This window comes from Pseudomonas sp. 2822-17, assembly GCF_002742485.1.
Classification (GTDB): Bacteria; Pseudomonadota; Gammaproteobacteria; order Pseudomonadales; family Pseudomonadaceae; genus Aquipseudomonas; species Aquipseudomonas cyclaminis.
The window spans coordinates 40835-67432 of sequence record NZ_LJRZ01000537.1 but is presented as its reverse complement, the minus strand read 5'-3'; the positions used below and the strand labels follow the sequence as shown (position 1 = coordinate 67432).

Genomic DNA, 26598 nt, shown 5'->3' with positions numbered 1-26598 from the left:
CCGGATGCAAAAGATGGTCAGAATCAATGCCATCGATTGGCCGGCAGAAATGTAAACCAACGAATCAAAACCTGTCGAAATTCAGGACGTCTTTCTCAATACCCAAACCACCCAACTAAAGTCCGTTTAGGACGGACACAGTGATCACGAGGAAACGAACTACTGCACTGATCGGTAGGCGGGACGGACGCTACTGCCGTGCTCATGGGAATCCAAAGAGTTCGCATAAAATCTGGGATTTATTAGGATAATCGTAGGGATATAAACTTTATAACTAATAAAAAACCCATTTAAAAACAAATACTTATTTATTTATTCGAGTCCAGGTCGTGGAGCCAGATAGGAAAAGCCTGCAGCGATGCAGGCTTTTTTTTGCCTCGGATTTTTCCAGGGTGATCAAAGCGCACAGCGTGACCCAGCATGAACGCGTCTCTAATCCTACGATTCAGAGATTTGGCAAGGCCCCGTGCGCTCATCTGTCTAGTCCGCAATTGCTGTTTCGCTATGTGCCTTTCACGAATTGCCCTAGCTCAGAATCGACCCCTCCCGTCGTCGCGAAAATTTTTTTGTGGATGCCGCTTGAAATTTTCCCCCCTGATCCTACTTAGGGTTTACGCGATGCCGAATGCGGGTCGCGGATCAAATCACTTGGAGAAAACTCAGGAGATTTCGCAATGGCTACTACTCTCTCGTTGGCCCCACTGTTCCGTCATTCCGTTGGTTTTGACCGGTTCAACGACCTTTTTGAATCGGCGCTTCGCAGCGAGGCCGGTACCACCTATCCACCTCACAACGTCGAAAAGCACGGCGATGATCATTACCGGATCGTCATCGCGGCTGCAGGGCTGGTTGAGGATGACCTGGAGATCCAGGTGGAAAAAGGCGTGTTGACCGTCGCCGGTGGCAAGCGTGAACACGATGAGGGCATTACTTACCTGCACCAGGGCATCGCCCAGCGTGCGTTCCGGTTGTCGTTCCGCCTGGTCGACCACATTGAAGTGCAGGGCGCGCAGCTCGCCAACGGGTTGCTGAGCATCGACCTGCTGCGGGTGGTCCCGGAGGAAGCGAAACCCAAGCGCATTGCGATTGGCGGTGTGGCCAAGGCTGAGGTGAAATCCATCAGCGAGCAGTAAGGCTGGAATGAATAAAGGCGCTCTTCGGAGCGCCTTTATTATTTGTGCCACCGATGATTAACGGTGTTTGTTCCCGCCCGGTTACCAGCGGTAGGTCACCGAACTGACCAGCTGCCGCTCATCGCCATAGCGGCAAATCGCAAACTCGCAGTAGGTGTAGCGCTTATTGGTGACGTTATTGGCGTTAAGCGCGACCTCCCAATTGGGGTCGATCTCGTAACTGGCGCGGGCGTCGTACAGCGTGTAAGCCGGCATCGAAGACGGCACGCCGGATGCCTGCGTGGTGCCCTTGTAACGCGCGCCGCCGCCGATGCGCAGTTGCGGCACGCCCAACGCGGCCAGGCGGTAATCGGCCCAGAGGGCGGCCTGGTGATAGGGCGTGTCTTCGCTGCGTTGGCCGACTTCGCTGGCGATATCGCTTTTGGTGATGCGTGCGTCGATGTAGGCGTAGGACGCGATCAGACTGAGGTTGGGGGTGACTTCGCTCTTGGCTTCCAATTCGAAGCCTCGGGAGCGCACCTCGCCGACTTGCACCGAGAAATTGATATCGGTGCGGTCCTGGCTCAACACGTTGCGCTGTTCCAACTGGTACACCGCCGCACTCAGCAGCGTGGCGCTGCCCTCGGGCTGATAGCGGATACCGATTTCATACTGCTTGCCCTGGGTGGGCACAAAGCTTTCACCCGCCTTGTTGGTGCCGGCTACCGGGAAGAACGATTCGCTGTAGCTGATGTAGGGCGCCAGGCCATTGTCGGCCTTGTACACCAGGCCCGCGCGCCAGGTGGTGGCTTCATTGCTTTTGCCACTGTCGTCGCCATTGCGGAACAGTTCGGTGTGCTGGTCCGCCCAGTCATGACGGCCACCGAGTAGCAGGATCCAACGCTCGTCGAACTTGATCTGGTCCTGGAAGTAGATGCCTTTTTGCAGCGTGTCGATTTGCGAGCCACGGTCGGTCGCAGGGTTTTTATTCACCACCACCGGCTGGCCGTACTGGTAGGTCGCCAGGTTCAGCGGCTGCGCAGTGCCCCGGAAGTTATGGGAGTCGTAGCTGGTGTCATACCCATCAAAGCCCAGCAGGAAGGTGTGCTGCCAGTCGCCGAACTGCCATTTGCTTTCGATGTGGGTGTCGCTAGCCAGGCCCCGTGAGCGTTCTTCGCGGTCGCTGTACTGGCGACGCAGCAGGCCGGAGGTCTGCGCAGTGGCGATGTTGGTGCCGGAGGTGTTGACCTGCAGGTAGCGCCAGGTCACATCCGATTGGTAGTACCGCAGCTTATGGCTGATGCGCGTGTGTTCATCGAAGCGATGCTCGAACTCGTAGCCCAGCGCCGACATCTCGCCGTTCATCTCGTCGTAGTCCGGTTCGCCGATAAAGTCGTGGCGGCCGATCTGGAAATTGCCGCTGCCCACACCTTTGGTCAATTGATAGGGCAGGGGCGCGGAGAAGCCGGTTTCGGTCTTCTGGTAGAACGACAGCAAGGTCAGCGAGGTGTCGTCATTCGGTCGCCAGGTCAGGGCCGGGGCGACATAGACCTTATCGTTCTGGATATGGTCGGCGGCGGTGTCGCTCTTGCGGTCGAGCAGGGTCAGGCGGTAGCTCAAGGTGTCGCTGTCGCCCAGGGGGCCGGTGAAGTCGGCGGACAGTTGCTTGCGGTTGTTCTGCCCGGCTTGCAGGTTGACCTCATGGTAAGGCGTCTGGCTCGGGCGTTTGCTCACGGTGTTGATCAGGCCGCCCGGCGACAGTTGCCCGTACAGCACCGACGCCGCGCCGCGAATCACTTCGGCGCGTTCCAGGCCATAGGGTTCCTGCACGCCATCGTAGGAGTTGTTTTGCAGGCGCAGGCCATCGCGCAGGGAACCACCGGTGGCGGATTCCACATCGAAACCGCGAATGCGAAAGCGGTCCGAGGTGCGGTTGAAACTGGTGGGTTGGCTGGTGAAACCCGGCGTCAGGTCGAGGGTTTGCGACAGGGTTTCCGATTGCCGGTCGCGGATCTCGTCGCTGGTGACCACCGACAACGATTGCGGGGTTTCGATGATCGGTGTGTCGGTCTTGGTCGCGCTGAGGTTGCGCGTGGCCACGTAGCCCTTGACGTGCTCGGTGCTGCTTTCTTCGCTCAAACCGGTGATCGAGGTCGGCCCCAATTCCAGGGCGCCGCCGGTGTTGACCGGTACCAACACATACCCGTTGGCGCCTTGCACCGCTTGCAAGCCACTGCCACGCAGCAACTGGGCAAAGCCCTGGTTGATCGGGAAATCGCCTTGCAAACCCGCGGTGCTCAAACCGGCGACGGTCGTGCTGTCGAACAGCAACGCCACATGCGCCTGCTGGGCGAACAGGTTCAGTGCCGGGCCCAGCGGGCCAGCGGCGATGGCATACCGCGCCGCCTCTTGTGCGGCCACCGGGCTGCACAGGCCCAGGCTCAGTGCGCTAAGGCTGGCCAGGTTGATCGCCAAGGCGAGAGGCAAGGGAGAACGCTTGAGGTGGCGCGGCATGGAAGAATTCCTGTTATTGAGGTGCTTTCTTCCTTGACGGGGCAGTGCTGAAAAGCGGAACCCGGCACGCGAAACTATTTTTCGTGACGCTCGATCTGCAACCACAGCGGACTGAACGAGCGCAGGCGCACCGGCAGACCATCGGCAATCAATTGCAGGGCGCGACGCGGGTTGTCCAGCGGCAACACGGCAGACACACGCAGGTCGGCCAATTGCTCGCGATTGAACTGCACATGGCCGCCGTACTGGCGTGCCAACTCATCCAGTACTTCCGGCAACGGCCGGTCCTGTACCACCAACTGGTGGTGTTGCCAGGCGTCGTTCGTGGCGCGGGGATCGACCTTGCCCAGCAGCGTCACCGCGTCCGGCGTAATGCGCGCCTGTTCGCCGGCACTGACGTTCACAGCCGTGTGTTGACCGGCATCGGTGGCGGCGACGGTCGATTCGAGCATGGTCAGCAGCGTGCCCGGCGTTTCGCGCCTGACCGTGAAACGCGTGCCGAGGGCGCGCATCTGGCCATCGTCGGTCACCACGCTGAACGGCCGCGTGGCATCGTGGGCCACCTGCACCAGTATTTCGCCGCGCAGCAAGCGCACCTGGCGTTGCTGGCCGTTGAAAGTCAGGTCCACGGCGCTGTTGCCGCTGAGGGTCAGTTGCGAACCGTCCTCCAGATTGATTCGCTGCCAGTGCGCCGGGGCGGTGCGTTGGTCGGCCAGCAGGTAAGTGGGCGGATAAGCCCGCAATGCCAGAGCCACCGGCAACGCCATCAGCAAGCCCAGCAGGACGCGGCCGGCCGGGTTGCGCCGGCGTACCCGGGCCGCTTCCAGTGCGGCTTGCACCGGTGCCTGTTGCGGGCGCAAGGCTTGCAAGCGCCCGACAAACCCCTGCAAGCGCTCAAAGGCCGCCGCGTGCTGTGGGTCGGCGATCTTCCAGCGTTCGAATTGCTGCTGCTCGCGCTCGCTGAGGTTGCCTTCATTCAGGCGAATCACCCAGTTGGCGGCCTGTTGGTCGAGGTCGGCGCTCATATGTCCAGCACGTGGTTGCAGTGCAGCAGGGCATTCATCAGGTGCTTGCGCACCATGCGCTCGGAAATCCCCAAGCGGCTGGCGATGTCGCTCTGGCGCAGGCCTTCGAGGAAGTAGAGCAGGAACGCCTGTCGCGCATTCAGGGCCAGGCCGTCGAGCACAAAGGCGATCTGTTCCAGCGCTTCGAGAGTGACCAGGATCTGCTCCGGCGACTGCTGGCAGTGCTCCATCATGTCGATGGTCAGCGCCAGTTCGCGCAGGTAGGCGTCTTCCAGCTGACGGCGGCGCGCCCGGTCGATGATCAGGTGGCGCGCGGTGGTCGTGAGGAACGCCCGCGGTTCACGCAGGGCGCCGAGGGCGTCCCGGGACGTAAGGATGCGTACGAAGGTGTCGTGGGAAAGGTCCGCAGCGTTCTGTGGGCAACCGAGTTTTTTTCGCAGCCAGCCGAACAACCAGCCATGGTGCTCGGTGTAGAGCACATGGACAGCCTGATTCAAGGGAAGGTCGCTGGCCGACATGGGAGGCTACGTCTGCGGATAAGAATTATTCGCAAGATTAGCGGTGTGCCATCAGCGAAAGCAAGCGTGGCCAGCGGTGATTGTGTATTTAAGCCTTCGGTTTGGATAACGGGGGCGTGACAGACGCGGCGACATCCCATGTCAGCATGATCTGGCTGATCGCTGCATCGATGGCTGAATGCGCCATCCCATCGCGTGCCAGGATCGACACCCCCTGCAGGAAACTGTCAAACACCGTCGCCATCACCACCGGTTGGGTATGCGCCGGCAATTGCCCCAGGCGCACCGCCCGCTCTACACACGCCACGATCCCGGCCCGTGTGCGCAACCGCGATTGGGTCAAGCCATCTGCCACCCGTGCATTCTCCGGGCTTGGCGCGCTCATCACGCCCAGCGCCACCATGCAGCCTTTGGGATGACCGTCTTCACACTGCATGCGCGCCGACTGGCGCAACGCGGTCTCGATCGCCCGACGCGGTTGCAGGGTTTCATCCCACAAGCATTCGGTGACTTGGGCGTAGGTTGTCAGGTAGCGCTGCACGCATTCGTCGAACAAGGCTTCCTTGGAGCCGAACGCGGCGTAAAAGCTCGGCGCGGAGATGCCGCCGCCCAGGCCCGCTTTGAGCTGAGCGAGAGAGGTGGCGTCGTAGCCGTGCTGCCAAAACAGATGCAATGCCTGTTCCACAGCCTGTGCACGGTCGAAATTACGCGGGCGGCCCATTTGTGCCATATGAAGACTCCGGTGGAAAGCGAGATAAATACTAGTCGATACATAAGTCGTTGACAACGTGCGCCGGTCACCTGCAACATTTGTATCGATCAGTATTTAAGTCTGTTTCCAAGGAGCTTCCCGTGACGCCTTCACTCACTCTACCGGCCTCGTCCGAACGCCTGCCCATTGGCGCCTTGCTCGCCCTGGCCATGACCGGCTTCATCTGCATCGTTACCGAAACCCTGCCCGCCGGCCTGTTGCCGTTGATCAGCGAAGGGCTGGCGATTTCGCCGTCCATGGCCGGGCAGATGGTCACGGCCTATGCATTGGGTTCGGTGCTGGCGGTGATTCCCATGACCATCGCTACCCGTGGCTGGCGGCGGCGCAATGTGTTGCTGCTGACCATCGTCGGTTTCCTGCTGTTCAACTCGATCACCGCGTTGTCATCTCACTACGGCGTGACACTGGTGGCACGTTTCTTCGCCGGAGTCGCGGCGGGGTTGGCCTGGAGCCTGCTCGCCGGTTACGCCCGGCGCATGGTCGCGCCTCATCAACAGGGCAGGGCGCTGGCACTGGCCATGGTCGGCACGCCGATTGCGCTGTCGCTGGGTGTACCGCTGGGTACCTGGCTTGGCGGGCTGGTGGGATGGCGTACCGCCTTCGGCCTGATGTCTGGGCTCACCGTAGTGTTGATCGTCTGGGTGTTGGTGAAAGTGCCGGACTATGCGCCGCAACCCGCACACCAGCGACTGTCGCTGGGCCAAGTGCTGACCACGCCAGGCGTGCGCCCGGTGCTGGCGGTGGTGATCAGTTGGATGCTGGCGCACAACATTCTGTACACCTACATCGCCCCCTTCGTGGCGTCGGCGGGGTTGGCGGAGCGCGTCGACCTGGTCCTGCTGGTGTTCGGTAGTGCCGCGTTGGCGGGGATCTGGATCACGGCCAGGCTGGTCGAGCCGTTGTTGCGCAAGACCGTGCTGGTGAGCCTGGCGGCCTTTGCGCTGGTCTGTGTGGTGTTTGGCTGCCTGAGCTCAATGGCTGAGGTGATCTACTGCGGCGTGGCGGTGTGGGGCCTGAGCTTCGGCGGCGCCGCGACCTTGCTGCAAACCGCCCTGGCGGATGCGGCGGGCGAGGGCGCGGATGTGGCGTTGTCGTTGAATGTGGTGGCGTGGAACAGCGCGATTGCCGGCAGCGGCGTAGTGGGCGGGGTGCTGCTGGAGACGTGGGGAGTGGGGTCGTTTCCGTGGGCGATGCTGGGGTTGGTGGCCGTGGCGCTGTGCATTGCGTGGACGGCGCGGGTCCATGGGTTCAAACCGGGTAAGCGGTCCGCCGATGGGCCCGCAGCAGTGGGACATTGAGCCGGGCCTAAGCCAGCTTCACGTTCATGGTGATACGCGCGGTAAACACGTTGACGTCGCCTTCATCGCAGATGTCCACCGGCACAATAAGGAAGGGCTGGTGGCCGCTCTGTTTTTTGCCGCGCTTGAAGACCTGGCCGCCCTGCGTGATCGCTACCTGCAAGAGGCGAACACCGCACGCGAGGGCATCTTTGCGTTGGTGTACAGCTACGTGGAGTGGGTAGACGCACAGCCGGACTGGGCGCGCTTTGTCTTTCAGAGCCGCTTTGCGGTGTCCAACGGCCCGTTCAAGGACGAACTGGTGTCGCGCAACAAGCAGCGAAACAAGCAATTGAAGGACTGGATGAGCGCCGAGGGACGCCAGGAGTATTTCGGCCACTTGCCTTCCGAGTTGATCCCCTCGTTGATCATCGGCGCGGCAGAAAACTACTCGCGGGCCTGGCTTTCGGGCAAGGTTAAAAATAGCCCTCAGGCGTATCGAGAGCTGCTGGCCGAAGCCGCGTGGAATTCGATTCTTCAGGGTCGGCACTAAAGTGCAATGTGAGGGTCCATAGGTCCCGCCTGATCCTCACGAAAAGATTTAAAAACATGCACTTACGCAATATTGCAGCCGCGCTCTCGACCCTTTTGCTGCTGTCCACCGGGGCGCAGGCCCGTGGTGCGATGGACCTCTATTCCAGCCAGGAACAGCGCCTTTCGTTCGACAGTTGCGCCGATATTTTCCCCGCCGCGACACCCATCAAAACCGCCACCATTCCCGCCAGCATGAAACCCCTGGCGCTGTGCTCCGACCATTTTGCGGTGCTCTATTCGCAAACCAGCAAGACGCCGCTGGTGGTGGTCGAACGCCTCAACGCCCGCCAGCTCAAGGACGCCAAAGGCGAAGAGCGCACCAACCACTTCTACGCCGACCCGCGCATCCCCAAGGGCGCGCGCGCCGAGTTGAGTGACTACCGTGGCCAGCAACCGGCCATGGACCGTGGCCACCAATCTCCGGCCGCCGATGCACCGGACGCCAAGGCCATGGCCCAGTCGTTCGCGCTGTCGAACATGGTGCCCCAGGACCCCACCAACAACCGCAAGATCTGGAGCAAGGTTGAGGCCGACGTGCGCAAATTCGCCGTGCGCGCCGGTGGCGATGTGTTTGTGTTTACCGGGCCGTTGTTTGATTCGGGCTACAGCACCATGGGCGACAACCAAGTGTGGGTGCCGACGCGTCTGTTCAAGTTGGTGTACGACGCCTCGTCCCAGCGGGCCTGGGCGTATGTGTTGCCCAATGCTGAAACGCGGATTCAGCGGCCGATGGATTACGACACCTTTGTGAAGGCGACCGGGCTTAAATTGCTGGGCAATCTTCCGGTGTCGGGGTCGGTGGGGCGCGGCTGATTTGTAGTGAATGGGCTTGCCCGCTCACCACTGGATTCTGGGTCTATACTCTGCGGCCTCGTATTCCATCCTCTTCAAATGAACTGAGATCCCGATGAGCACCTCTCTTTCCATAACCCCCACGCGCAAACCCGTCGCGCCGCTGGTGGCCTTTATCATCCTGGTGCTCGGCGCCTTGTTCCTGCAAAACAGCGTCGGCTCGCGCCAGGTATTGTTGCTGGTGGTTGGCGCCGCATTGGGCCTGACGCTTTATCACGCGGCCTTCGGGTTCACTTCCGCCTGGCGCGTGTTCATCAACGAACGCCGTGGCGCCGGCTTGCGCGCGCAGATGGTGATGCTCGCGCTGGCGGTGCTGCTGTTCTTCCCGGCATTGGGAGCGGGCACTTTGTTTGGGCAACCGGTGGTTGGGCTGGTGGCGCCGGCCGGGGTGTCGGTGGTGTTCGGTGCGTTTATTTTCGGCATCGGCATGCAGTTGGGCGGTGGCTGTGCTTCGGGCACGCTGTTCACCGTGGGCGGCGGCAATGCGCGCATGCTGGTGACGCTGTTGTTCTTTATCTGCGGCTCGTTGATCGCCACGCACCATGTGGATTGGTGGTTCGCCCTGCCGGCGTTCCCGGCGGTGTCCATCGTCAAGAGCTTTGGCGTAATGCCGGCCTTGCTCGCCAGCCTGGCGATGTTCGCCCTCATCGCGACCGTCACCGTACGCCTGGAAAAGCGCCGTCATGGCCAGCTTGAAGAAGGCGTGAAGAGTGAACACCAAGGCCTGCGCCGTTTCCTGCGCGGCCCGTGGCCCTTGGTGTGGGGCGCGATTGGTCTGGCGCTGCTCAACTACGCCACCCTGGCACTGGCCGGTCGGCCGTGGGGCATCACCTCGGCCTTCGCCCTGTGGGGCGCCAAGGTGGCGAGTGGTCTGGGTGTGGACGTAAGCGCCTGGGCGTTCTGGCAGATGCCGGGCAATGCCAAGGCCCTGGCGGCGCCGGTGTGGCAAGACATCACCAGTGTCATGGACATCGGCATCGTCCTCGGCGCGCTGTTGGCTGCCGGCCTGGCCGGGCGTTTCGCCCCCAGCCTGAAGATCCCGGCCCGCTCGCTGATCGCTGCGGTGATCGGCGGCCTGCTGCTCGGTTATGGTTCGCGGCTGGCGTACGGCTGCAACATCGGCGCGTACTTCAGCGGCATCGCCTCGGGCAGCCTGCATGGCTGGGTGTGGTTGGTGGCCGCGTTTATCGGCAACAGCGTGGGCGTGCGCCTGCGGCCGTTTTTCTTTGCGGGCGAGCGCCGGCCGGTGGCGCTGAGCGGCTGCTGAGTCAGTCCTGCGGGGAAACGCCTGGCGCCTGATCGGCTTCAGCCGCCAGCTTTTCCCGCTCCGCCTTGCTGATGTATTTGTCCTTGGATTTGGGCGCCAATTTGGCGCTGGCCTTTTTGGCCTTGGCCTTGAACAACTGCTGCAGTTTTTTCTGGCGATTCATGGGTGTCTACCTGGGTTAAACGTGCCCGGATGATACCAGCTTAAAAACCGCAGCCAATGGCTAGCAAGGCTGCGCCGCCAAGCTGTTGCTGACGCTGCGGCCCAACACCAGCACCGTCACAAACCCGCAAGCCACCAGCGCCGTGGCCAGGCTCAGCAGCACCGCGCTGCCCATCTGGTCGACGATCTGCCCGCCAAAGAACGAGCCCAGGGCAATAATCACCTGGAACAACGCCACGAACAGTGGCATGCCGCGCTCGACATCCTTGGGCGCCACCACGAACATCCAGATACTCGCGCAGGCCGGGAACGCGCCAAAGGCAAAGCCCCACAGCGCGATCAGCATCGCGGCGCCGGTCATGCCAGTGGCGAAATACGGGAACAGCGCGGTGCTGGTACCGATCATCAGCGCTACCAGCAGCAAGGTGTTACGCACGCTGCGGTTAGCGGCGAACCCGGCGAAAATATTGCCCATCACCCCTGCGACGCCATACAACAGCAACAGCGAACCAATGGTCGGCCCATCAAAACCGGAGCTGTGCTTGAAGAACGGTGCGACATAGGTGTAGGCCGCAAAGTGCGCCAAACCGATCAGCAACACCGCGATCAACCCGACCCGCGCTTGTGGGTTGATAAACAACGCAGGCAGATCACTGACGCGAATGGCCTTCTCCGGCGTGAGCTTCGGCAGCAGGAACATCTGCGCCAACAACACCGGAATGCCCACCAGCGCCGTCACCAGGAACGTCATGCGCCAGCCCATCAAGCCACTGAGCCAGGTGCCGACGGGCACGCCGAGTACCGTGGCCAGGGTCACACCCATCATGATGATCGAAGTGGCCTTCGCCACGCCCACACCCTTGGGCGCCAGGCGGCCACTGAGGGCGATCGCCGTCGCCCAGAAACCGCCGATGCTGATACCCAGTAACACACGGCCGAACAGCAGCAGGTTGAAGTCGCTGGCGAAGGCCACGACCGTGTTGGCGATGATCATGATCAACGTCAGGCCGATCAGCAGATACCGCCGATCCATGGTGCCAATGCTCACTGACAGAAACGGCGCCGCGAGGGCCGCCATGATGCCGGGCAGCGTCACCATCAAACCGGCGTGGCCGGCGCTGATACCGAGGTCGGCGGCGACGTCGTTGAGCACGCCCACCGGCAGGAATTCACTGGTCACCAGGGCAAAGGCACCCACGGCAACCGAAAGAATCGCCAGCCACTGCTGTTTGACGCTTTGTTGATTATGTTCGGGAAGGCCGCTAGGGGCCTGGCTCGCGCTTGGCATGTGAGGAGTTCCAAGAGGGGATGTGGCCTTAAGACAGGCGCAGGAAGACGTGGGAGGCGATTATAGGAACGGGGGTTGGTGAGCCTATAGGCGAGTGGTTCGATAGTAATCATCAGTGCTATCGATGTGACGGCACTGCGCTGGAACTTTTATCAAGCAAACACAATCACTCCGGCTCAATACTCCTCGCCAGCCCCTTCTCCCATGCGCAGATCATTTTTTCCCCCACGGCGTCAAACTCGTGATGGGCGATTCGATAATCAGAAAGTTCCCCCATGGCGCGGCTCATTCCACCGTGCACTCGTGCAAGCAATTCGTTGCAACGAGACTCCGTCAAATTGCATGAGCTGCGACCGAACTTGACCAGCATCTTACGTTTGGGCCAAGCCTTTGAACCGCCAAGCAAGAGGCCCATGATGTCCTGCTCCTGGTAGAGACACCTGAGTAGGCTGCATAAGTTTTCATCAGATCGGCGAATAGATCTTTCGCCCCGTCATAGACCAACAGCTCAGAGAGTTTGATCTCAGGCAGTGATTTGCCATCGCTGTCGTGGGAGACGCTGATGCGACCAAGCTGGTGTGGGCCGACAATCCCCAGCGTTCCCGCATCCACTCCTCCAGCACCGATATACAGCCTGTCATTTTGCCTAGTCATGGATATTTCCTGATTTCAGTTCATCGAGCGTCTTACGTCGGCGCTTGGGTGTCGCGGTCAACTCATACCCCAAACCCTCAAGGATTGCTGCGACCTTGCGAATCCCTACTTCAGGTATGGTGTTGTTCTCGATGCCTGAAATAGTTGCACGGCTCATTCCGTGCCGTTGCGCGAGTTGGCTTTGTGAAAGACCGGCTGCCTTGCGCAGATTTTTAATAAGGGTCCCCAAGTCATTCATTTTTTGCATCCTATACGGTGCATTTTTGATTTAACCAATTAAATGCATCGTATTCGATGCATTTTTGCTTGGGTAGCACTTTCTTTTAATTGTTGTCTGGTCGCCCCAAAAATCCAGTAATCAGCCCCACAATCTGCTGCTGAATTACCCCTCGCGCCCGAGCCCCTTCGCCATCCCGGCAAATCATGCCATCCCCCGGCGAGCTCTCCTCAATCAAGGCAATCGCCCCCGGCTTGCAGATCGACATGAAGCTGAAGTGGGTAGCGTCGGCAATCTCCACATACTGCGTCGAAGCTTTTGCCATGCGCCGGACCATATCGGCGGACTCCAATTCAGGCGCCATATCCTCCGTTGGCACACCCCCCGCAATTACCAGCGCCGGCACTGGCAAGGCGGCGAGGCTGGCGTCGGTGAAGCCGCGCGACAGGCCCAGGTCCAGCGACACAATGGCGGTGACGCGTTTGTCCCTCAAATCAGCCGCCAACTTGGCCTTGCCCGCTGGCGTGGCGGCGGGGTTCATCTCGTGGTAACCGATGCAACCGCCCAGCTTGGGGTAGGTGCTGCACTCCCTCGCGAAGAGATCAGGATCGAAGCGCGCCCCGGCGATTGCCAGCACGGTCCAGCCGCCGAGGGAGTGGCCCACGGCGGCGATCTGTTTGCTCGCTACCGCGCCAAATCGGGCGGGCTGATCCAATACCGCATTGATAGCCCGGCTCAGGTCCGCCGGGCGTTGCCATAACTGCGCGGCGGCTTGCGGGCTGCGGTCCTTGGTGGTAGTGCCGGGATGATTGACCGCCGCGACGATATAACCCTGATGGGCCAACGCACTGGCCAGCCACACCTGTTTACCCCAGTTGCCGCCGTAGCCGTGGGAGAGCACGACCAGGGGATGTTCACCGCTGGCCGGCGGCGCATCGGGCACGGCGAGGGCGCCGACGAAGACAGCATTGTCTGCAATCAGCTGCGGTTTTGCGGTGGTAGTAGCGGGGTACCAGACGGCCAACTCAAGTGGACGTTGGTTGTGGGGGTCGGGAAGCACGCTGGTTTTGAAGCCGATGGGGATTTCGTCAGCGAAGGCAGGAGCGGTCAGGCACAGCAGGAACAGGGCGCAGAAAGCCGTTCTCATTGTTTTTATCTTCCTTGATGGGGTCGAAGCTTCGTGGGTTTACGGTATTGCGTAAACCTCATGGGCGAGCGCGATCGTATCGTCTTTTGGGGCACGGGGCGCCGTGGCTTTTTTGATGAGTGGGCTTGTTGTGGTGAGTGGGCTTGCCCCCCGCTGGGCTGCGAAGCAGCCCCAACCCGGAACTCTCATCGCTACTGCCTTGTTCGGTCTGTGAATTCGTGCGTCAGCATACGAGCGAAGGTTAGTGCGCTGTGAACCAGCTGGGGTGTAGCACAGGAAAATGTTCCTTCAGCCAATCCACGAATGCGTCGACCTGAGGCGCAAGATGCGTTCTGCTTGGATAAAGCACGGATACCAGGCGAGGCTTTGGACGAAATGCCCTGAGCACTTCAACCAGTTCTCCGCTTGCGAGGAATGTCTCAACGGCTATTCCAGGAGCTTGAACAATGCCGAAGCCTGCAACACCGCATTGAACGTAGGCATTCGACTCATTCACCGTGATTCCACCATGAGGCGTGTGTGGCCGATCTTCGCCGTCTACCGAGAAGTGCCAAGGCAGTGGTCTGTTATTTTGACCGGAAAGGAAGCTGACACATTGGTGGTCTGCCAGATCTTGCAGGGTTATGGGTGCCCCGCAGGTTTGGAGATAACCTGGAGACGCACAGGTCACCATGGTGGCGGCGCCAATTTCTCTGGCCACCATGCTTGAATCCGGGAGGTCACCAATTCGCAATACACAGTCGATGCCCTCGGCGACGAGATCTACCGTACGGTCGGTCACGCCTAGCGCAAGCTCGATTTCGGGAAATGCCTCTTTAAATTTCCTAAGGCTTTCCATGAAGCTGCGTTGGGAAAATGCAGTGGGAATGTCAATTCGAAGTCGTCCGCGCAAGGTCGGCCCACTACGGTCGAACATGGAAGTGGTTTCTGCAATGGTTGCCAAAATCTCTTTGACGCGTTCGTAAAACCGCTCGCCCTCAGCCGTCAGTTTTACTTTACGCGTAGTGCGCTGGAACAGACGGACACCCAGCGAGGCTTCCAGATCCTGAATGGTGCGCGTGACGTGCGGGCGTCCGGCCTGCATTGCCTCAGCGACTTTGGTGAAGCTCCCCAACTCCGCTAGCTTGGCGAATACTTGCATCGACTGTAGAAGCTCCATAAGTCTCTTCTCGGCAAGCGTGTTAACTGGATGATTGTTGCTGATCAGGATAACAATCCTGATCGTTTCTGCACATTTATCTACAGCCGGGAAACCTCAACAATGTCTTCAGCGTAAGGGAGGAGTCTTCCTCACCTGCACATTCAAAATTGTTGGAGACAGAAAATGAAAGCGTGGCTTCTGAAAGATTTCGGCCTGGATAATCTGGTGCAGGGCGAAACGGAAACCCCTGTGCCCCAAGCTAGTGAACTGCTGGTTAAAGTAGGCGCTGTATCACTCAATTTTCGGGACAAGGCCATCGTTGACGGTATCTACGAACCTCACCTAGTGCCCAAACCACTGATCCCGGTCAGCGATGCGGCGGGAACTGTCGTGGCTGTTGGTGATGGTGTCAGCCGCTTCGCTATCGGAGATCGGGTCAACTCACACCTCTACTCACGTTGGTTGGACGGTATGCCCGGGCCAGATGAGCCCAACTACTGCTTCGGCTCGCCATTGCCTGGTGGACTGGCGGAATACATGATCATCCATGAAGACAGCGCGGTACGTGCCCCCGACAACATGTCAGATGAGGAAGCCGCGACCCTTCCAATTGCCGCGCTGACCGCATGGTATGCGCTCGTCGATTATGGCCGGATCGAGGCCGGCCAAACCGTTTTGGTTCAGGGATCTGGAGGTGTTTCTGTTTTTGCAGCACAAATTGCCACAGCTCTGGGGGCCAAGGTTATCGTCACCTCCAGCCGTGATGACAATCTGGAAGCTTTAAAAAAGCTCGGCGCTGTGGCTGGTGTGAATTATCGCACTACCCCTGAGTGGGCAGAGGAAGTTCTGAAGCTCACTGACGGCAAGGGAGTGGATCTTCTGCTGGATGTGGCAGGCGGTGACGGCATCAATCAATCGATTGCTGCAACAAAGGTAGGTGGACGTATCGCACAGATCGGCTTTCTGACAGGCCAAACCTCTGCCCTGAACCTGATGCCTATGATTTTTCGACAAACAACGATTCGCGGCATAGCCGTTGCTCCACGCTCGTCATTTGACCGAATGAACGAGTTCTTGAATGAGCACAAGATTCGCCCGGTAATCGACCACGTGTATCCATTCGATCAAGCACGCGAAGCGTACGAACATTTGGCCAGAGGCGCCTTTGGTAAGGTGGTAATCAAAATTGCATAGGATTAATCCACTTGGAGTTACGCCGCAAATTTCCGCATTGAAATATGTGCGGTCAGATAGCCACCCAGTTATGGGGCAGCAGATCGGCAATCTCATTCGCCCGCTGCGATGGCAGGCGGTGTCTTCGAGGAACGGAAGTGCAGGTGTTCGTCCTTGACTGACTGATACCCGGCTGCTGCCCTGTTTTTCCTTGATTCACCTTGGTATTGCCCAACATCACCCCATAACTACCCTGTCTCCATTAACCGCAAGGACAGACCATGACCAACCCAACCGAAACCGCCATCCTCGCCGGCGGCTGCTTCTGGGGCATGCAAGACCTGTTGCGACGCTACCCCGGCGTACTGCACACGCGGGTCGGCTACACCGGTGGCGATGTGCCGAATGCCACCTACCGCAACCATGGCAACCATGCTGAAGCGATCGAGATCGTGTTTGACCCGGCGGTGATTTCCTACCGGCAGATCCTTGAGTTCTTTTTCCAGATCCATGACCCCAGCACGCCGAATCGGCAGGGCAATGATCTGGGGCCAAGCTATCGTTCGGCGATTTACTACCTGAGCGAACAGCAACGGGAGATTGCCGAAGATACTGCGGCTGACGTGGATGCCTCCAACCTGTGGCCGGGGCCTGTGGTCACGCAAATAGAGCCTGCCAGGGAGTTTTGGCAGGCGGAGCCGGAGCATCAGGATTATCTGGAGCGGATACCGAACGGGTATACCTGCCACTTCATACGGCCGAACTGGAAGTTGCCCAAGCGGTGCTGACGCGGCTGGACCGAGCCGAGGAAAACAATTTCGGCGATTGTGCACCCGTAGGCGATGGGGTGAGTGAAATGCGTGTGTTTGTCGGGCCGGGCTACAGAATTTTTTGAAGCGTCGCGCTTTCTCGACAGCCCGGAGATCATCAGTGCATACCTTGCACAAAGCATGAAATCTCAAGACCCGCAGGCCGATTGCGGCGGTGGCGGGCGACCACAACCCTTGAAATACACCGGGGACCAATGTGGGAGGGGGCTTGCCCCCGATGGCTGAGTGTCAGTCGATACATGTCTGGCTGATACACCGCTATCGGGGGCAAGCCCCCTCCCACATTTGACCGACTTTGTCTTGAGCGCTCAGCGCACCAGGCAAGGCTGCTTGTTGTTATAGCGCCACCCCGGAATCAAGAACTGCATCGCCACGCTGTCATCCCGCGCCCCAAGGCCCATGCCTTTATAAAGCTCGTGAGCCTTGGCCACAGCGTCCATGTCGATGTCCACGCCCAGGCCCGGTTTGGCCGGGACCTTCACATAACCGCCTTCGATCTTCAGCGGTTCCTTGGTCAAGCGTTGGCCGTCCTGCCAGATCCAGTGGGTGTCGATGGCGGTGATCTCGCCCGGTGCCGCAGCGGCCACTTGGGTGAACATCGCCAGGGAAATATCAAAGTGGTTGTTGGAGTGCGAACCCCAGGTCAGGCCCCAGTCGTTGCACATCTGCGCCACGCGCACCGAGCCTTGCATCGTCCAGAAGTGCGGGTCGGCCAGGGGAATGTCCACCGATTGCAGCTGGATCGCGTGGCCCATTTCGCGCCAGTCGGTGGCGATCATGTTGGTGGCGGTCTTGAGGCCCGTGGCGCGACGGAACTCGGCCATGACTTCACGTCCCGAGTAACCATTTTCGGCCCCGCACGGGTCTTCGGCGTAGGCGAGCACGTGGTGTTGGTCGCGGCACAGGCGGATGGCTTCCTTGAGTGACCAGGCGCCGTTCGGGTCGAGGGTGATGCGTGCATCGGGGAAGCGTTCGGCCAGTGCGGTGACGGCTTCGATCTCTTCGTCGCCGCTTAAAACGCCGCCCTTGAGCTTGAAGTCGTTGAAGCCGTATTTGGCCTTGGCAGCCTCGGCCAGGCGCACCACGGCTTCGGCCGTCAGGGCTGTTTCATGGCGCAGGCGGAACCACTCGTCGTCGGCGTCCGCTTCGTTGCGGTAGGCCAGGTCGGTGGCATTGCGGTCGCCCACATAAAACAGATAGCCAAGCATCTTCACCGCGTCGCGCTGCTGGCCTTCGCCGAGCAAAGCGGCCACCGGCACTTCAAGGAACTGCCCCAGCAGGTCGAGCAGGGCCGCTTCCATGGCGGTGACCGCATGGATAGTGATGCGCAGGTCAAAGGTTTGCAGGCCGCGGCCGGCCGAATCCCGCGAGGCAAAGGTGCTGCGCATCTGGTTGAGGACGCGTTGGTACTGGCCGATGGGTTGGCCGATCACCAGGCTGCGCGCATCTTCCAGGGTTTCGCGGATGCGTTCGCCGCCCGGCACTTCACCGACGCCAGTGTTGCCGGAGCTGTCCTTGAGAATCACGATGTTGCGCGTGAAATACGGGCCGTGGGCGCCGCTGAGGTTGAGCAGCATGCTGTCGTGGCCGGCCACGGGGATGACCTGCAAGTGAGTAACGACGGGAGTAGTCATGGCAAGTTCCTAAAGAGGCTCAAAGAGGTTTGCTGAGGGCGGCGCCGGTTGGCGTCACGCTGGGCGAGGTCAATGGGGCAGAGGGCGCGGTCTTGGCGAAAAACACCAGGATCGCCGCGAGCACCGAGGTGCCGGCCAGGCCGTAGAGGCCACCCTGGATCGAACCGGTGGTCTGCTCCAGAAAGCCAAACGTGGTCGGCGCGACGAAGCCGCCCAGGTTGCCGATGGAGTTGATCAGCGCGATCACCGCCGCCGCGATGCGCACATCCAGATAGCCCTGTGGGATCGGCCAGAACAGCGAAGACGCCGACTTGAATCCGATGGCCGCAAAGCAGATCGCCACAAAGGCAAACACCGGCCCGCCAGTGGTGGACATGAACATCCCCGCCGCCGCAATCAACAGCGCCGCCGCGACCCACGCTTGCTGGAACTTGAACTTGCCCGACAGCGACGCGAAGGCGTACATGGCGATGATCGAGATCAGCCACGGGATTGAGTTGAAGAAGCCGACTTGCACATCACTCAAGTCACCCATCTTCTTGATGATGCTCGGCAGCCAGAACGTCGCCGCGTAAATGGTCAGCTGGATGCAGAAGTACAGCGCGCAGAACAGCAGGATCTGGCGGTCTTTGAGCAGCTTGCCGATGGTGGGCTTGACGCTGGTCAGCGCCTCACGCTGGCGTTGTTCCTCGTCGATGGCGCCGACCAGCGCGTCCTGTTCTTCGCGGGTCATCCATTTGGCGTCGTGGGGCTTGGAGTCCAGCCAGAACCACACAAAGAAACCGATCACCACCGAGGCCAGGCCTTCGATGGCGAACATCCATTGCCAGCCGTGGAAGCCAAAGCCTTCGATCTGCAATAACACGCCCGACAGCGGGCCCGAGATCAACGAGGCCACCGCCGAGCCGCTGAGGAAAATCGCAATCGCCTTACCGCGTTCCACACCCGGCAACCAGCGCGTGAAGTAGTAGATCACGCCAGGGAAGAAGCCAGCTTCGGCCACGCCCAGCAGAAAGCGCAGGATGTAGAAGTGGGTTTCGTTCTGGATGAACGCCATCATCGTCGCGACGATGCCCCAGGTGAACATGATGCGGGTCAGCCAGATACGTGCGCCGACCTTTTGCAGCAGCATGTTGGAGGGCACTTCGAAGAGGGCATAACCGATGAAGAACAACCCGGCACCGAACCCGTAGGCCGCTGCGCCGATGCCCAGGTCATGCTCCATGTGTGTGCGCACAAAGCCGATATTGACCCGGTCGATGTAATTGAGGATGAACATGATCACGAACAGTGGGAGCACATGGCTCTTCACTTTGCGCACGGCGCGCGCGAGGACCGGATCACTGTGTGGAGCGGCAGATGCATGGCTTGAATTGTTCACAATTCAAAACTCCCCCTGGTTATTTTTATGTGGGTTTGCGTGTCTTGTTGATAGACATCATACAAGTGCGTTTCTGTAGTCCGCAATCCGGTGCTCGATGTTTTTGTGCTTATAAGGTCTTTCGTTGAGTAAGTGTTTTGGTTATTTGTCAGTGTTTATTGGGTTTTTTGTGGGTTTGCAGGCGGTGAAAGAACCCAGCGTTGACGGTGGTGGGAGCTGTCGAGATACCTGTCAGTCAGATTAGTTGTCATACAAGTTGGGTGGTTATTCAATCAACCTCGGCGGCGTGCCGGGTCTGGGTGTTAAGCTCCCCCCAGCCCAACCCTGTGGACCTGCAGCAATGCCCAGTGAAGCCCCGATCCCCGTGCGTAAACGTTCTACCAACCTGGCCCAGGGCGTGGTCGATGCCCTGACCCAGCGCATCCTGCTCGGTCAGTTGAAACCGGGGGAGAAGCTGCCGTCGGAATCCACCATCGTGCTGGAGCACGGCGTCAGCCGGACGGTGGTGCGTGAGGCACTGTCGAAGTTGCAGGCGGCCGGGCTGGTGGAGACCCGTCACGGCATCGGCACCTTTGTGCTGGAGCAGAGCGCCCAGCAAGGCTTGCGCCTGCACGTGGATACGGTCGCCAGCGTGCGCAACATGCTGGAGCTGCGCCTGGGCCTGGAGGTGCAAGCGGTGGCGCTGGCGGCGCTGCGCAGGAGCGACGCGCAACTGGCCCACATGCGCGAAGCGCTGGACGACTACCAGGCCTCCCTGGCCAACAACGACAGTTGCGTGGAAGAGGACAAACGCTTCCACCAGTTGATCGCCGAAGCCACCGGCAATACCTTCTTCACCGAAATCATGCAGCACCTGGGCAATGCGATGATTCCGCGCACCCAGGTGAAGAGTGACGAGCGTGGCGGCGCGGATTTTGCCAAGCTCGGGCAACTGGCGAACCGGGAGCATGAGGCGATTTTCAATGCAATCCAACGCCAGGACCCGGACGCCGCACGCGCCGCCATGGTGTTGCATCTGACTAACAGCCGGGATCGATTTTCCGGGGAATGATAAGGAACACAGGTTGAACGAACACACCTTGTCCATGCGCCTGGAGCGCGTGGCCGCGCAGGTGCCGCACGGCGCGCGGCTGGCCGATATCGGCTCGGACCATGCCTACCTGCCAGTGGCGTTGCTGCGCCGTGGCGTGATCGAGGCGGCGGTGGCAGGGGAGGTGGCGGCTACGCCGTTCCAGGCGGCCGAACGGACCGTGCGTGAAAACGGCCTGGAGCAGCAGATCACCGTGCGGCTGGCCAATGGCCTGGCGGCCGTCCAGGCGAGTGACGGCATCACGGCCATCAGCCTCTGTGGCATGGGCGGCGAGACGATTCGCGACATCCTTGAAGCTGGCAAAGCCCACCTGAACGGCCTTGAGCGCCTGGTCCTGCAACCCAACGGCGGTGAGCAACCGCTGCGCCTGTGGTTGATGAACAACGGCTATCGCATCGTCAGTGAAGAGCTGCTGCACGAAAACCGCTTTTATTATGAAATCATCGTGGCCGAGCGTGCTGGACCGGTGAGCTATACCGCCGAGGAGCTGTACTTCGGCCCGCTGCAACTGCAGGCCCGCAGCCCGGTATTTTTGGCCAAGTGGCAGCGCGCGTTGCGCCTGAAACACCAGACCCTGGCGGGCTTTGAGCAGGCGTCGCAAGCCGTGCCCGAGGCGAAGCTGCAAGAAATCAGCCGGCAGATCAGATGGATCACCACGCTGCTGGCTTGATAACCCTTCATTCAATCGTGATTACCCAGGAACCCCGCAATGGCAGACGCTATCGACCAAGCCTTCTATGAGCGCGCCGACGCGCATATCGAACTGTCGAACGAACAGCTCAAAACCTTCGAAAACCTCGGCCAGGTCAGCGCCTCGATGATGTTCGGCACTACCCGCTTCAATGCCTGGGCCCTCGCGCGCAACTTCAAGTCCGGTGCGCACATGGCCGAGGAGCGTGAGGCGATGCTCACGTATTGCTGTGACCAGTACCGGATGATGCTTGAGGATAATCTGGATGATCACATCAAAAATTTTGACCAGTACATGCAGGCCAGGTAGGCCGGCGGCACGGGTGTTTTGATCATGTCCGTGGGGCGCCTGCGCCATCGGTTACAGGTGTGTCCTTGACCGTGAGTGCTTTTGCCCCATTTTCGAGCACGCTGCGGGCGCCATTAACGCACAGCACGCCCTGTTTCAGGGCTGCGCGCCAACGGCCCGTATCTTGCTAGAGCCAAGCCAATCAATGACATGGCACTTTGCCGTTAGTCATTTCAAGGCTTCGCCCACCGTGCACCACGTGGGTTGTTTGAGGGAGTAGTCGGACATGCACAGCTTGTTATCACCCGGTATCCGCCTGCTCGGACGTATGGGGTTTGCACGCAAATTCCAATTGTTGTTTTTCCTGTTCATGCTGCCCCTGGCCGGGAGCCTCTGGATGATCGGCCAGGACTATCGCGATAAATTAGGCGTGATTTCCACCGAGCAGTCCGGCGTGCGCCAACTGTTGGCCCTGGATGCACTGGACGGCCAATTGACGGCCCAGCGCAACCTGGCTGCGCGTTGGAAAGCGGCAGACATCCTGCACGCACCGACGCCAGCGGCGAAGGCGGCGATGGACAAGGTCGATACGAATTTCCCGCTGATCCAGCAAAGCCTGCAAGCCTTGGGCGATGCGCTCAACGCCCAGAACGCCAGCGCCGACATCCTCGCGCGCTACGGGGCGTTGCAGGCCACCGTCAAAGGCATGGACTCCGCTTCCCTGCGCACGGTGGGCTGGTGGCCGGATGGCTACGACCGTTTCACCTCGGCGTTGAGCGCGATGCAAACCCTGCGCGAACAGATCACCCTGGACGCCGGCCTGATCCTCGATCCCTGGCTGGAAACCTACATGCTGATGCAGATGGGCACACAGCAGACGCCTGACCTGATCGAGCGTATCGGTCGCATGGCGGGCGTCGGGCAGTCGTCCATCGCGTCGGGGCAGTTCACCCTGCAAAGTCGTTTGCAAATGCGCGACCTGCGCAGCCGCATTGGCGACGCGCGCGACCAGTTGGTCAAGGCGGCGGCTTCGCTCAAGGCCAAGCAGTTCGAGGGCATGGAGCCTTGGACTGCACAGTACGACAACAGCCTGCAACTGTTGGATAACGAGCTTAAAGTGCTGGATGACGGCGTGTTCGGTGGCACCATCAAGCTCGATACCGCCGGTTTCGAACGCAGTGTCGACTCCATGCTCGGTTCGCTCAGCGCACTGCGCGTGCAGTCGCTGACCTCCCTGGACGAGCGCTTGAGCTACTACCACCGCGACGCGAACAAACGCTTCATTCCTCTTGCAATGGTCTTCGGCGTACTGGCCCTGGCCGCGCTGTACTTGTTCATGTGCCTGCAGGCCTCCATCCGCCGTAGTGCCAGCGGCATCACCACCCTGGCCGAATCCCTGCGCGACGGTAACCTGTGCGTCGAAGTGGCGGTGCAAGGGCGTGACGAACTGGCGCTGATCAGCACCGCGCTGAACGTCGCAGTGGTGCAATTGCGCACCAGCCTGTTGGGGGTCAATCACGAAACCCAGCAGCTCGGCTCGGCGGTGCTCACCCTCAATTCCCAATCGGGCAGCACCCTCAGCGAAGTCGAAGACCAGCAGCATCAAATCAGCCAGATCGCCGCCGCTGCTACCCAGTTGGCCGCGACCTCCATGGGCGTCGCCAGAAGCTGTGAACAAGCGTCGGGCAGCGCCCAGCAAACACGACGCATCGCCGAAGACAGCAGCCGCGACAGCCAGCGCACCACGGCCAGCATCCAGCAGCTCAACCAACGCCTCACCGACACCGCCGACGCGTTGCAGCAAGTCAGCCAGCAGGGCCAGCAGATTCAGTCGGTGGTCGACACCATTCGCGGCATTGCCGAGCAAACCAACCTGCTGGCGCTCAACGCGGCCATTGAAGCGGCGCGCGCCGGTGAGCAGGGGCGGGGCTTTGCGGTGGTGGCCGATGAAGTGCGCAGCCTGTCCCAGCGCACCCAGGCGTCCACGGCGCAGATCGCCGGCACCGTCGACAGCCTGCGCGCGACCGTGAGCCAGGCGGTGACGCTGATGGGCGCCGCGTGCGAGCAAGCGTTGACCGACGCCGAGTCCGTCACCGGCTTGGGCACGCGCTTGGGCGAGATTGCCGGCGCGGTGCAGAACGTCACCGACACCCTGGCGCAAATCGCCACAGCGGTGGAAGAGCAAGCGGCGACGGCGGATGAAGTGAGTGGCAACATCCAGCAAGTCGACCAGGCGGCAGGGCGTTTGCTGGATGGCGCACGGGCGGTCAACCGAGCGGCGGACACCTTGAGCAAGGGCAGTCAGGCGTTGAGTGACAACACCGCGCGGTTCCGTTTGAGCTGAGTGCTATTGGGCCGCGGTCTGCAGGACTTCAATCCACAGCGCACCTTTGCCTGAAGCCGCCTCACCCACGCGCTTCAAGGCGCCGGTGTTGCTGACCGCGTAAGTGCCGACCTTGTCGCTTTTCTCGCCGGTAACCAGCAACCACCGGCCATTGGGCGAAAACGCGATATTGCGCGGCTGCTGCTCTTCGACTGGGTAGTTGTCGAGGAACTTCAACGCGCCCGTCGCCGCGTCCACCGCAAACGCCGACACCGAACTGCTGGTGCGCTCGCTCATCAGCAGCAGCGTGCCATCCGGGGACAGGCGCAGGTCGGCGGCCCAGATTCGCGGTGTTGGGTCGTCCTTCAAGTCATTGTTGCGTGCATCACGCACTTCGCCGTGGGCCAGCTTCAAGCGAGCGGGAATGCCATTGGCGACACCGATCTGCGTCAGCGCACCGGTGCTGTCGTCGATGGCAAACGCAGTGACCGTGCCGCTCATTTCGCCGACCACATACAGGTATTTACCGTTGGCCGAAAACGCCAGGTGTCGAGGCCCGGTGTTGCTTGGCACGCTCACGTAGCCGCTGCCGATCGGCGTGAGTGCGCCGGTGTTGGCATCGAAGCGGTATTGCAGCACGTGGTCGTTGCCCAGGTTGCCGGCGTAGGCAAAGCGATTGCTTGGGTCGGTGCGCAGGGAATGCGCGTGGAGCCCGGTTTTGTAGGTGAGGATCGGTTCCGGCTTGTCGATGGGCTGCACGCTGAGGGTGTCGGCACCGTAAGAGGCCGCGAGCAGGAAACGTCCGGCGCGATCGGTGGCGAGGTAGGCCATGCTTTCGGCCAAGGGCGCTTTGGATTGCGGCGTCAAACGCCCGCTGGCCGGGTCAATGCTGAAGCCCTGCACTTGAAACGGCTTGACCCGCAACGCGGCATACAAGGTTTTACCGTCGGGGCTCAGCGCCATGGGGTTGACCTGGTCACCGGCGGTCACCTGGTTTACCAGGCTCAACGCGCCGTTGCTCTCGTCCAGGCGGTACTGGGAAATCAAGCCATCGCCGGGGCTGGAAATGTACGCGAAGGTTGCGGCGTTGGCGTGTGCACTGAGACCGCAGGCAATAGCGGCGGCCATGATGAGGGGTTTATTCACGAGTGAGCCTTTATTGTTATGGTTGTGGTCAGTCATCGTATGACTGTATTTCGATCTGGGCAATAGACGGTGTATCTTGCGGCGCGTCACGGGCATGATGCGCAGCATGAATCTCGACCCCAACGAACGGTACTGGCGCTTCCACACCCCTGATCCCGGCATTGGCCCGCGTGAACGCAGGCCGATGCGCGCCGAGGAACTGGCCTGGGCGCATGAACACGCAAGCGGGCATCGCTTCAACTGGATCGCAGTGTTACTGCCACCGCTGTGTTTCGGCGTGTTCCTGCCCAGTCTGGTTTTTTTGCTCAGCCTGCTGCTGTATCGCGCCGTCTTCTCACCGGGGTTGGATGTTGACGGCATCCTCGGCCATTCATGGGCATGGCAGGCCCTGGCGACGCTGGTGTTCATGGCGGCGTGGGCATTGCGTAACTACCTGCGCGACACCCGCGACCCGATCAAGCGTTACTGGCAGACGATGCCGGGCCAAGGCGTGGTCGAGTTGGAGCGTCACACGCTGGTGTCTGGCACCAGCCTGTGGTCTTCGGACTTCGACCCGGACTGCAACGCCCTCATGCAATGGAAAAACGGCCGGCTTGAACAGGCCCAGAGCAGCGGAGTGGCGCAATGGGTCGTGGCCATGACCACGACGGGGCGCTGGCTGGTGATCAAGGACGAATACCCCGGCCCTTTCACCTACAACCGGGTGGGGCGCATGCCCGCTGCGCAAAAACGCATGCACCCCTGCCGTGACCTGGCCTTGGCGTTCGCTCCCTGCACGAACGTACTGCTTGGGCGACGGTTTGACGGTGCACCGATAGCCTTGACCCACACGGAGTATTGGCTGTCGGCCGAAGAACTCACACACCTGGTTGAGGTTGCGCATCACTGGCGGTTTTTCCCGCCGGACCGATATGGCGTGGTCAATCAGCAAGATGCGCCGTGGGTGCAACAACTGCTAGAGAAAGCCCACTCGCCTCCTCAAATCCACGCCGCATCCCACAACGAGTAGTCGCCCACCCGATCCACCAAACCGGCTCGTAAAGGGTTGGCAATGATGTACCGCGCCATCTTGCGAAGATCATCTTCCGCACGCACCGCTCTATCGTGATAGCCGGGTTGCCAAACGCGCTCTTTGCTTTGACGCCGCCGGTTGATGACCAGCGTGCTGCGCGACTTAATACGTCGCACCACGCCTGCCAAATCCTGTTGTTTCAACTCAAACAACCAGTGAATGTGGTCAGGCATGATGACCCAGGCCAGAGACTCAACCAGCCCCAGCTCATGAACCTGCCGGAGTTCGGCAACCAGCAGACGGCTCAGGTAAAGGTCAGTGAACAAGCGCTGACGCTGATGAACGACGACGGTGATGAGGTAGCTACGACCCTGTTCTGAATAACGACCGTGACGCAGACGATGGGATTGAGGTGTGGGGCGCATTCCGGTGCTCTTGGTGGAATTCCTGAAGAGCCTTAACGCTAGCGCGCAGTAGGGGATGAACAAGT

At 60.5% G+C, this 26598-nt stretch carries 25 protein-coding genes and 3 pseudogenes; 14 read left to right on the top strand and 14 right to left on the bottom strand.

Annotated features, from left to right (window positions below; translation table 11 throughout):
- The first annotated feature begins 674 nt into the window (after positions 1 to 674).
- Positions 675 to 1133 carry an Hsp20 family protein gene (locus tag AOA60_RS22635; protein WP_099586312.1) on the top strand — a complete coding sequence of 153 codons (459 nt, stop codon included), beginning with the start codon at positions 675 to 677 and terminating at the stop codon, positions 1131 to 1133.
- A gap of 81 nt (positions 1134 to 1214) precedes the next feature.
- Here AOA60_RS22635 and AOA60_RS22630 read toward each other — a convergent pair whose 3' ends face one another.
- From AOA60_RS22630 to AOA60_RS22615, 4 genes are all read right to left on the bottom strand, one after another.
- Positions 1215 to 3626: a TonB-dependent siderophore receptor gene (locus tag AOA60_RS22630; RefSeq protein ID WP_099586311.1), complete on the bottom strand. Its 2412-nt coding sequence runs from the start codon at positions 3624 to 3626 to the stop codon at positions 1215 to 1217.
- A gap of 74 nt (positions 3627 to 3700) precedes the next feature.
- A complete protein-coding gene (locus AOA60_RS22625; RefSeq protein WP_099586310.1) occupies positions 3701 to 4651 on the bottom strand; it encodes a FecR family protein in 951 nt (316 codons plus the stop codon).
- Positions 4648 to 5169, bottom strand: coding sequence for a sigma-70 family RNA polymerase sigma factor (locus tag AOA60_RS22620; protein WP_099586309.1), 522 nt, complete (start codon positions 5167 to 5169; stop codon positions 4648 to 4650). The genes AOA60_RS22625 and AOA60_RS22620 overlap by 4 nt, the downstream gene beginning before the upstream one ends.
- Positions 5170 to 5257: 88 nt before the next feature.
- A complete protein-coding gene (locus AOA60_RS22615) occupies positions 5258 to 5899 on the bottom strand; it encodes a TetR/AcrR family transcriptional regulator (RefSeq protein ID WP_099586308.1) in 642 nt (213 codons plus the stop codon).
- Between the two features lie 122 nt (positions 5900 to 6021).
- On the opposite strand from AOA60_RS22615, the gene AOA60_RS22610 reads away from it, so the two are divergent.
- From AOA60_RS22610 to AOA60_RS22590, 4 genes and pseudogenes are all read left to right on the top strand, one after another.
- The gene (locus AOA60_RS22610) at positions 6022 to 7239 is read left to right on the top strand and encodes an MFS transporter (protein WP_099586307.1); all 1218 of its coding nucleotides are present in this window, start codon (positions 6022 to 6024) and stop codon (positions 7237 to 7239) included.
- A 73-nt stretch (positions 7240 to 7312) separates the two neighbouring features.
- Positions 7313 to 7771, top strand: a pseudogene (locus AOA60_RS22600) (TetR/AcrR family transcriptional regulator); the annotation flags it as partial.
- Between the two features lie 56 nt (positions 7772 to 7827).
- Complete coding sequence (locus AOA60_RS22595) at positions 7828 to 8625, top strand: DNA/RNA non-specific endonuclease (protein WP_099586306.1); 798 nt, start codon at positions 7828 to 7830, stop codon at positions 8623 to 8625.
- Between the two features lie 94 nt (positions 8626 to 8719).
- On the top strand, positions 8720 to 9931 hold the full coding sequence (locus tag AOA60_RS22590; RefSeq protein ID WP_099586305.1) for a YeeE/YedE family protein: 1212 nt from the start codon (positions 8720 to 8722) through the stop codon (positions 9929 to 9931).
- 1 nt (position 9932) lies between these two features.
- Here the strand turns inward: AOA60_RS22590 and AOA60_RS22585 are convergent, their stop codons facing one another.
- From AOA60_RS22585 to AOA60_RS22560, 6 genes are all read right to left on the bottom strand, one after another.
- Positions 9933 to 10094, bottom strand: a complete 162-nt coding sequence (locus AOA60_RS22585; protein ID WP_099586304.1) for a DUF2986 domain-containing protein — start codon at positions 10092 to 10094, stop codon at positions 9933 to 9935.
- A 60-nt stretch (positions 10095 to 10154) separates the two neighbouring features.
- Entirely contained in the window at positions 10155 to 11381 is a 1227-nt protein-coding gene (locus AOA60_RS22580) for an MFS transporter (protein ID WP_099586303.1), read from the bottom strand.
- A gap of 166 nt (positions 11382 to 11547) precedes the next feature.
- Complete coding sequence (locus tag AOA60_RS34025; RefSeq protein ID WP_256592865.1) at positions 11548 to 11796, bottom strand: hypothetical protein; 249 nt, start codon at positions 11794 to 11796, stop codon at positions 11548 to 11550.
- Positions 11797 to 12027: 231 nt separating this feature from the next.
- On the bottom strand, positions 12028 to 12273 hold the full coding sequence (locus tag AOA60_RS22570) for a helix-turn-helix transcriptional regulator (RefSeq protein WP_099586302.1): 246 nt from the start codon (positions 12271 to 12273) through the stop codon (positions 12028 to 12030).
- 85 nt (positions 12274 to 12358) lie between these two features.
- Positions 12359 to 13399 (bottom strand): alpha/beta fold hydrolase, encoded by a 1041-nt coding sequence (locus tag AOA60_RS22565; RefSeq protein WP_099586301.1) that lies wholly within the window; start codon positions 13397 to 13399, stop codon positions 12359 to 12361.
- Between the two features lie 241 nt (positions 13400 to 13640).
- Positions 13641 to 14540, bottom strand: coding sequence for a LysR family transcriptional regulator (locus AOA60_RS22560; protein WP_099586395.1), 900 nt, complete (start codon positions 14538 to 14540; stop codon positions 13641 to 13643).
- Positions 14541 to 14723: 183 nt separating this feature from the next.
- On the opposite strand from AOA60_RS22560, the gene AOA60_RS22555 reads away from it, so the two are divergent.
- The 4 genes and pseudogenes from AOA60_RS22555 to AOA60_RS34015 form a co-directional block, all read left to right on the top strand.
- The gene (locus tag AOA60_RS22555; RefSeq protein WP_099586300.1) at positions 14724 to 15734 is read left to right on the top strand and encodes an NAD(P)-dependent alcohol dehydrogenase; all 1011 of its coding nucleotides are present in this window, start codon (positions 14724 to 14726) and stop codon (positions 15732 to 15734) included.
- 260 nt (positions 15735 to 15994) lie between these two features.
- On the top strand, positions 15995 to 16501 hold the full coding sequence (gene msrA, locus AOA60_RS22550) for a peptide-methionine (S)-S-oxide reductase MsrA (protein ID WP_099586299.1): 507 nt from the start codon (positions 15995 to 15997) through the stop codon (positions 16499 to 16501).
- Positions 16492 to 16602: pseudogene (locus tag AOA60_RS34020) on the top strand (type II toxin-antitoxin system RelE/ParE family toxin); the annotation flags it as partial. The gene msrA and the pseudogene AOA60_RS34020, both read left to right, overlap by 10 nt.
- Positions 16565 to 16684: pseudogene (locus AOA60_RS34015) on the top strand (putative addiction module antidote protein); the annotation flags it as partial. The pseudogenes AOA60_RS34020 and AOA60_RS34015, both read left to right, overlap by 38 nt.
- Positions 16685 to 16851: 167 nt before the next feature.
- Here AOA60_RS34015 and gudD read toward each other — a convergent pair.
- Both gudD and AOA60_RS22530 read right to left on the bottom strand, forming a co-directional pair.
- Positions 16852 to 18177, bottom strand: a complete 1326-nt coding sequence (gene gudD / locus AOA60_RS22535) for a glucarate dehydratase (RefSeq protein ID WP_099586298.1) — start codon at positions 18175 to 18177, stop codon at positions 16852 to 16854.
- Between the two features lie 19 nt (positions 18178 to 18196).
- Positions 18197 to 19558: an MFS transporter gene (locus tag AOA60_RS22530; protein WP_099586297.1), complete on the bottom strand. Its 1362-nt coding sequence runs from the start codon at positions 19556 to 19558 to the stop codon at positions 18197 to 18199.
- 340 nt (positions 19559 to 19898) lie between these two features.
- On the opposite strand from AOA60_RS22530, the gene AOA60_RS22525 reads away from it, so the two are divergent.
- The 4 genes from AOA60_RS22525 to AOA60_RS22510 all read left to right on the top strand — a co-directional run bounded on the left by AOA60_RS22525 (position 19899) and on the right by AOA60_RS22510 (position 23971).
- The gene (locus tag AOA60_RS22525) at positions 19899 to 20609 is read left to right on the top strand and encodes a FadR/GntR family transcriptional regulator (RefSeq protein ID WP_099586296.1); all 711 of its coding nucleotides are present in this window, start codon (positions 19899 to 19901) and stop codon (positions 20607 to 20609) included.
- 13 nt (positions 20610 to 20622) lie between these two features.
- Complete coding sequence (locus AOA60_RS22520) at positions 20623 to 21318, top strand: tRNA (adenine(22)-N(1))-methyltransferase TrmK (RefSeq protein ID WP_099586295.1); 696 nt, start codon at positions 20623 to 20625, stop codon at positions 21316 to 21318.
- A 39-nt stretch (positions 21319 to 21357) separates the two neighbouring features.
- The gene (locus tag AOA60_RS22515; protein ID WP_099586294.1) at positions 21358 to 21648 is read left to right on the top strand and encodes a DUF3144 domain-containing protein; all 291 of its coding nucleotides are present in this window, start codon (positions 21358 to 21360) and stop codon (positions 21646 to 21648) included.
- A 265-nt stretch (positions 21649 to 21913) separates the two neighbouring features.
- A complete protein-coding gene (locus AOA60_RS22510; protein ID WP_099586293.1) occupies positions 21914 to 23971 on the top strand; it encodes a methyl-accepting chemotaxis protein in 2058 nt (685 codons plus the stop codon).
- Positions 23972 to 23974: 3 nt separating this feature from the next.
- On the opposite strand, the gene AOA60_RS22505 is transcribed toward AOA60_RS22510, so the two are convergent.
- On the bottom strand, positions 23975 to 25096 hold the full coding sequence (locus tag AOA60_RS22505) for a lactonase family protein (protein ID WP_099586393.1): 1122 nt from the start codon (positions 25094 to 25096) through the stop codon (positions 23975 to 23977).
- A 106-nt stretch (positions 25097 to 25202) separates the two neighbouring features.
- On the opposite strand from AOA60_RS22505, the gene AOA60_RS22500 reads away from it, so the two are divergent.
- Positions 25203 to 26105 (top strand): hypothetical protein, encoded by a 903-nt coding sequence (locus AOA60_RS22500; protein ID WP_256592864.1) that lies wholly within the window; start codon positions 25203 to 25205, stop codon positions 26103 to 26105.
- On the opposite strand, the gene AOA60_RS22495 is transcribed toward AOA60_RS22500, so the two are convergent.
- The gene (locus AOA60_RS22495; RefSeq protein ID WP_099586292.1) at positions 26075 to 26533 is read right to left on the bottom strand and encodes a transposase; all 459 of its coding nucleotides are present in this window, start codon (positions 26531 to 26533) and stop codon (positions 26075 to 26077) included. The two genes, AOA60_RS22500 and AOA60_RS22495, sit on opposite strands and share 31 nt — an antisense overlap.
- Between the last annotated feature and the right edge of the window lie 65 nt (positions 26534 to 26598).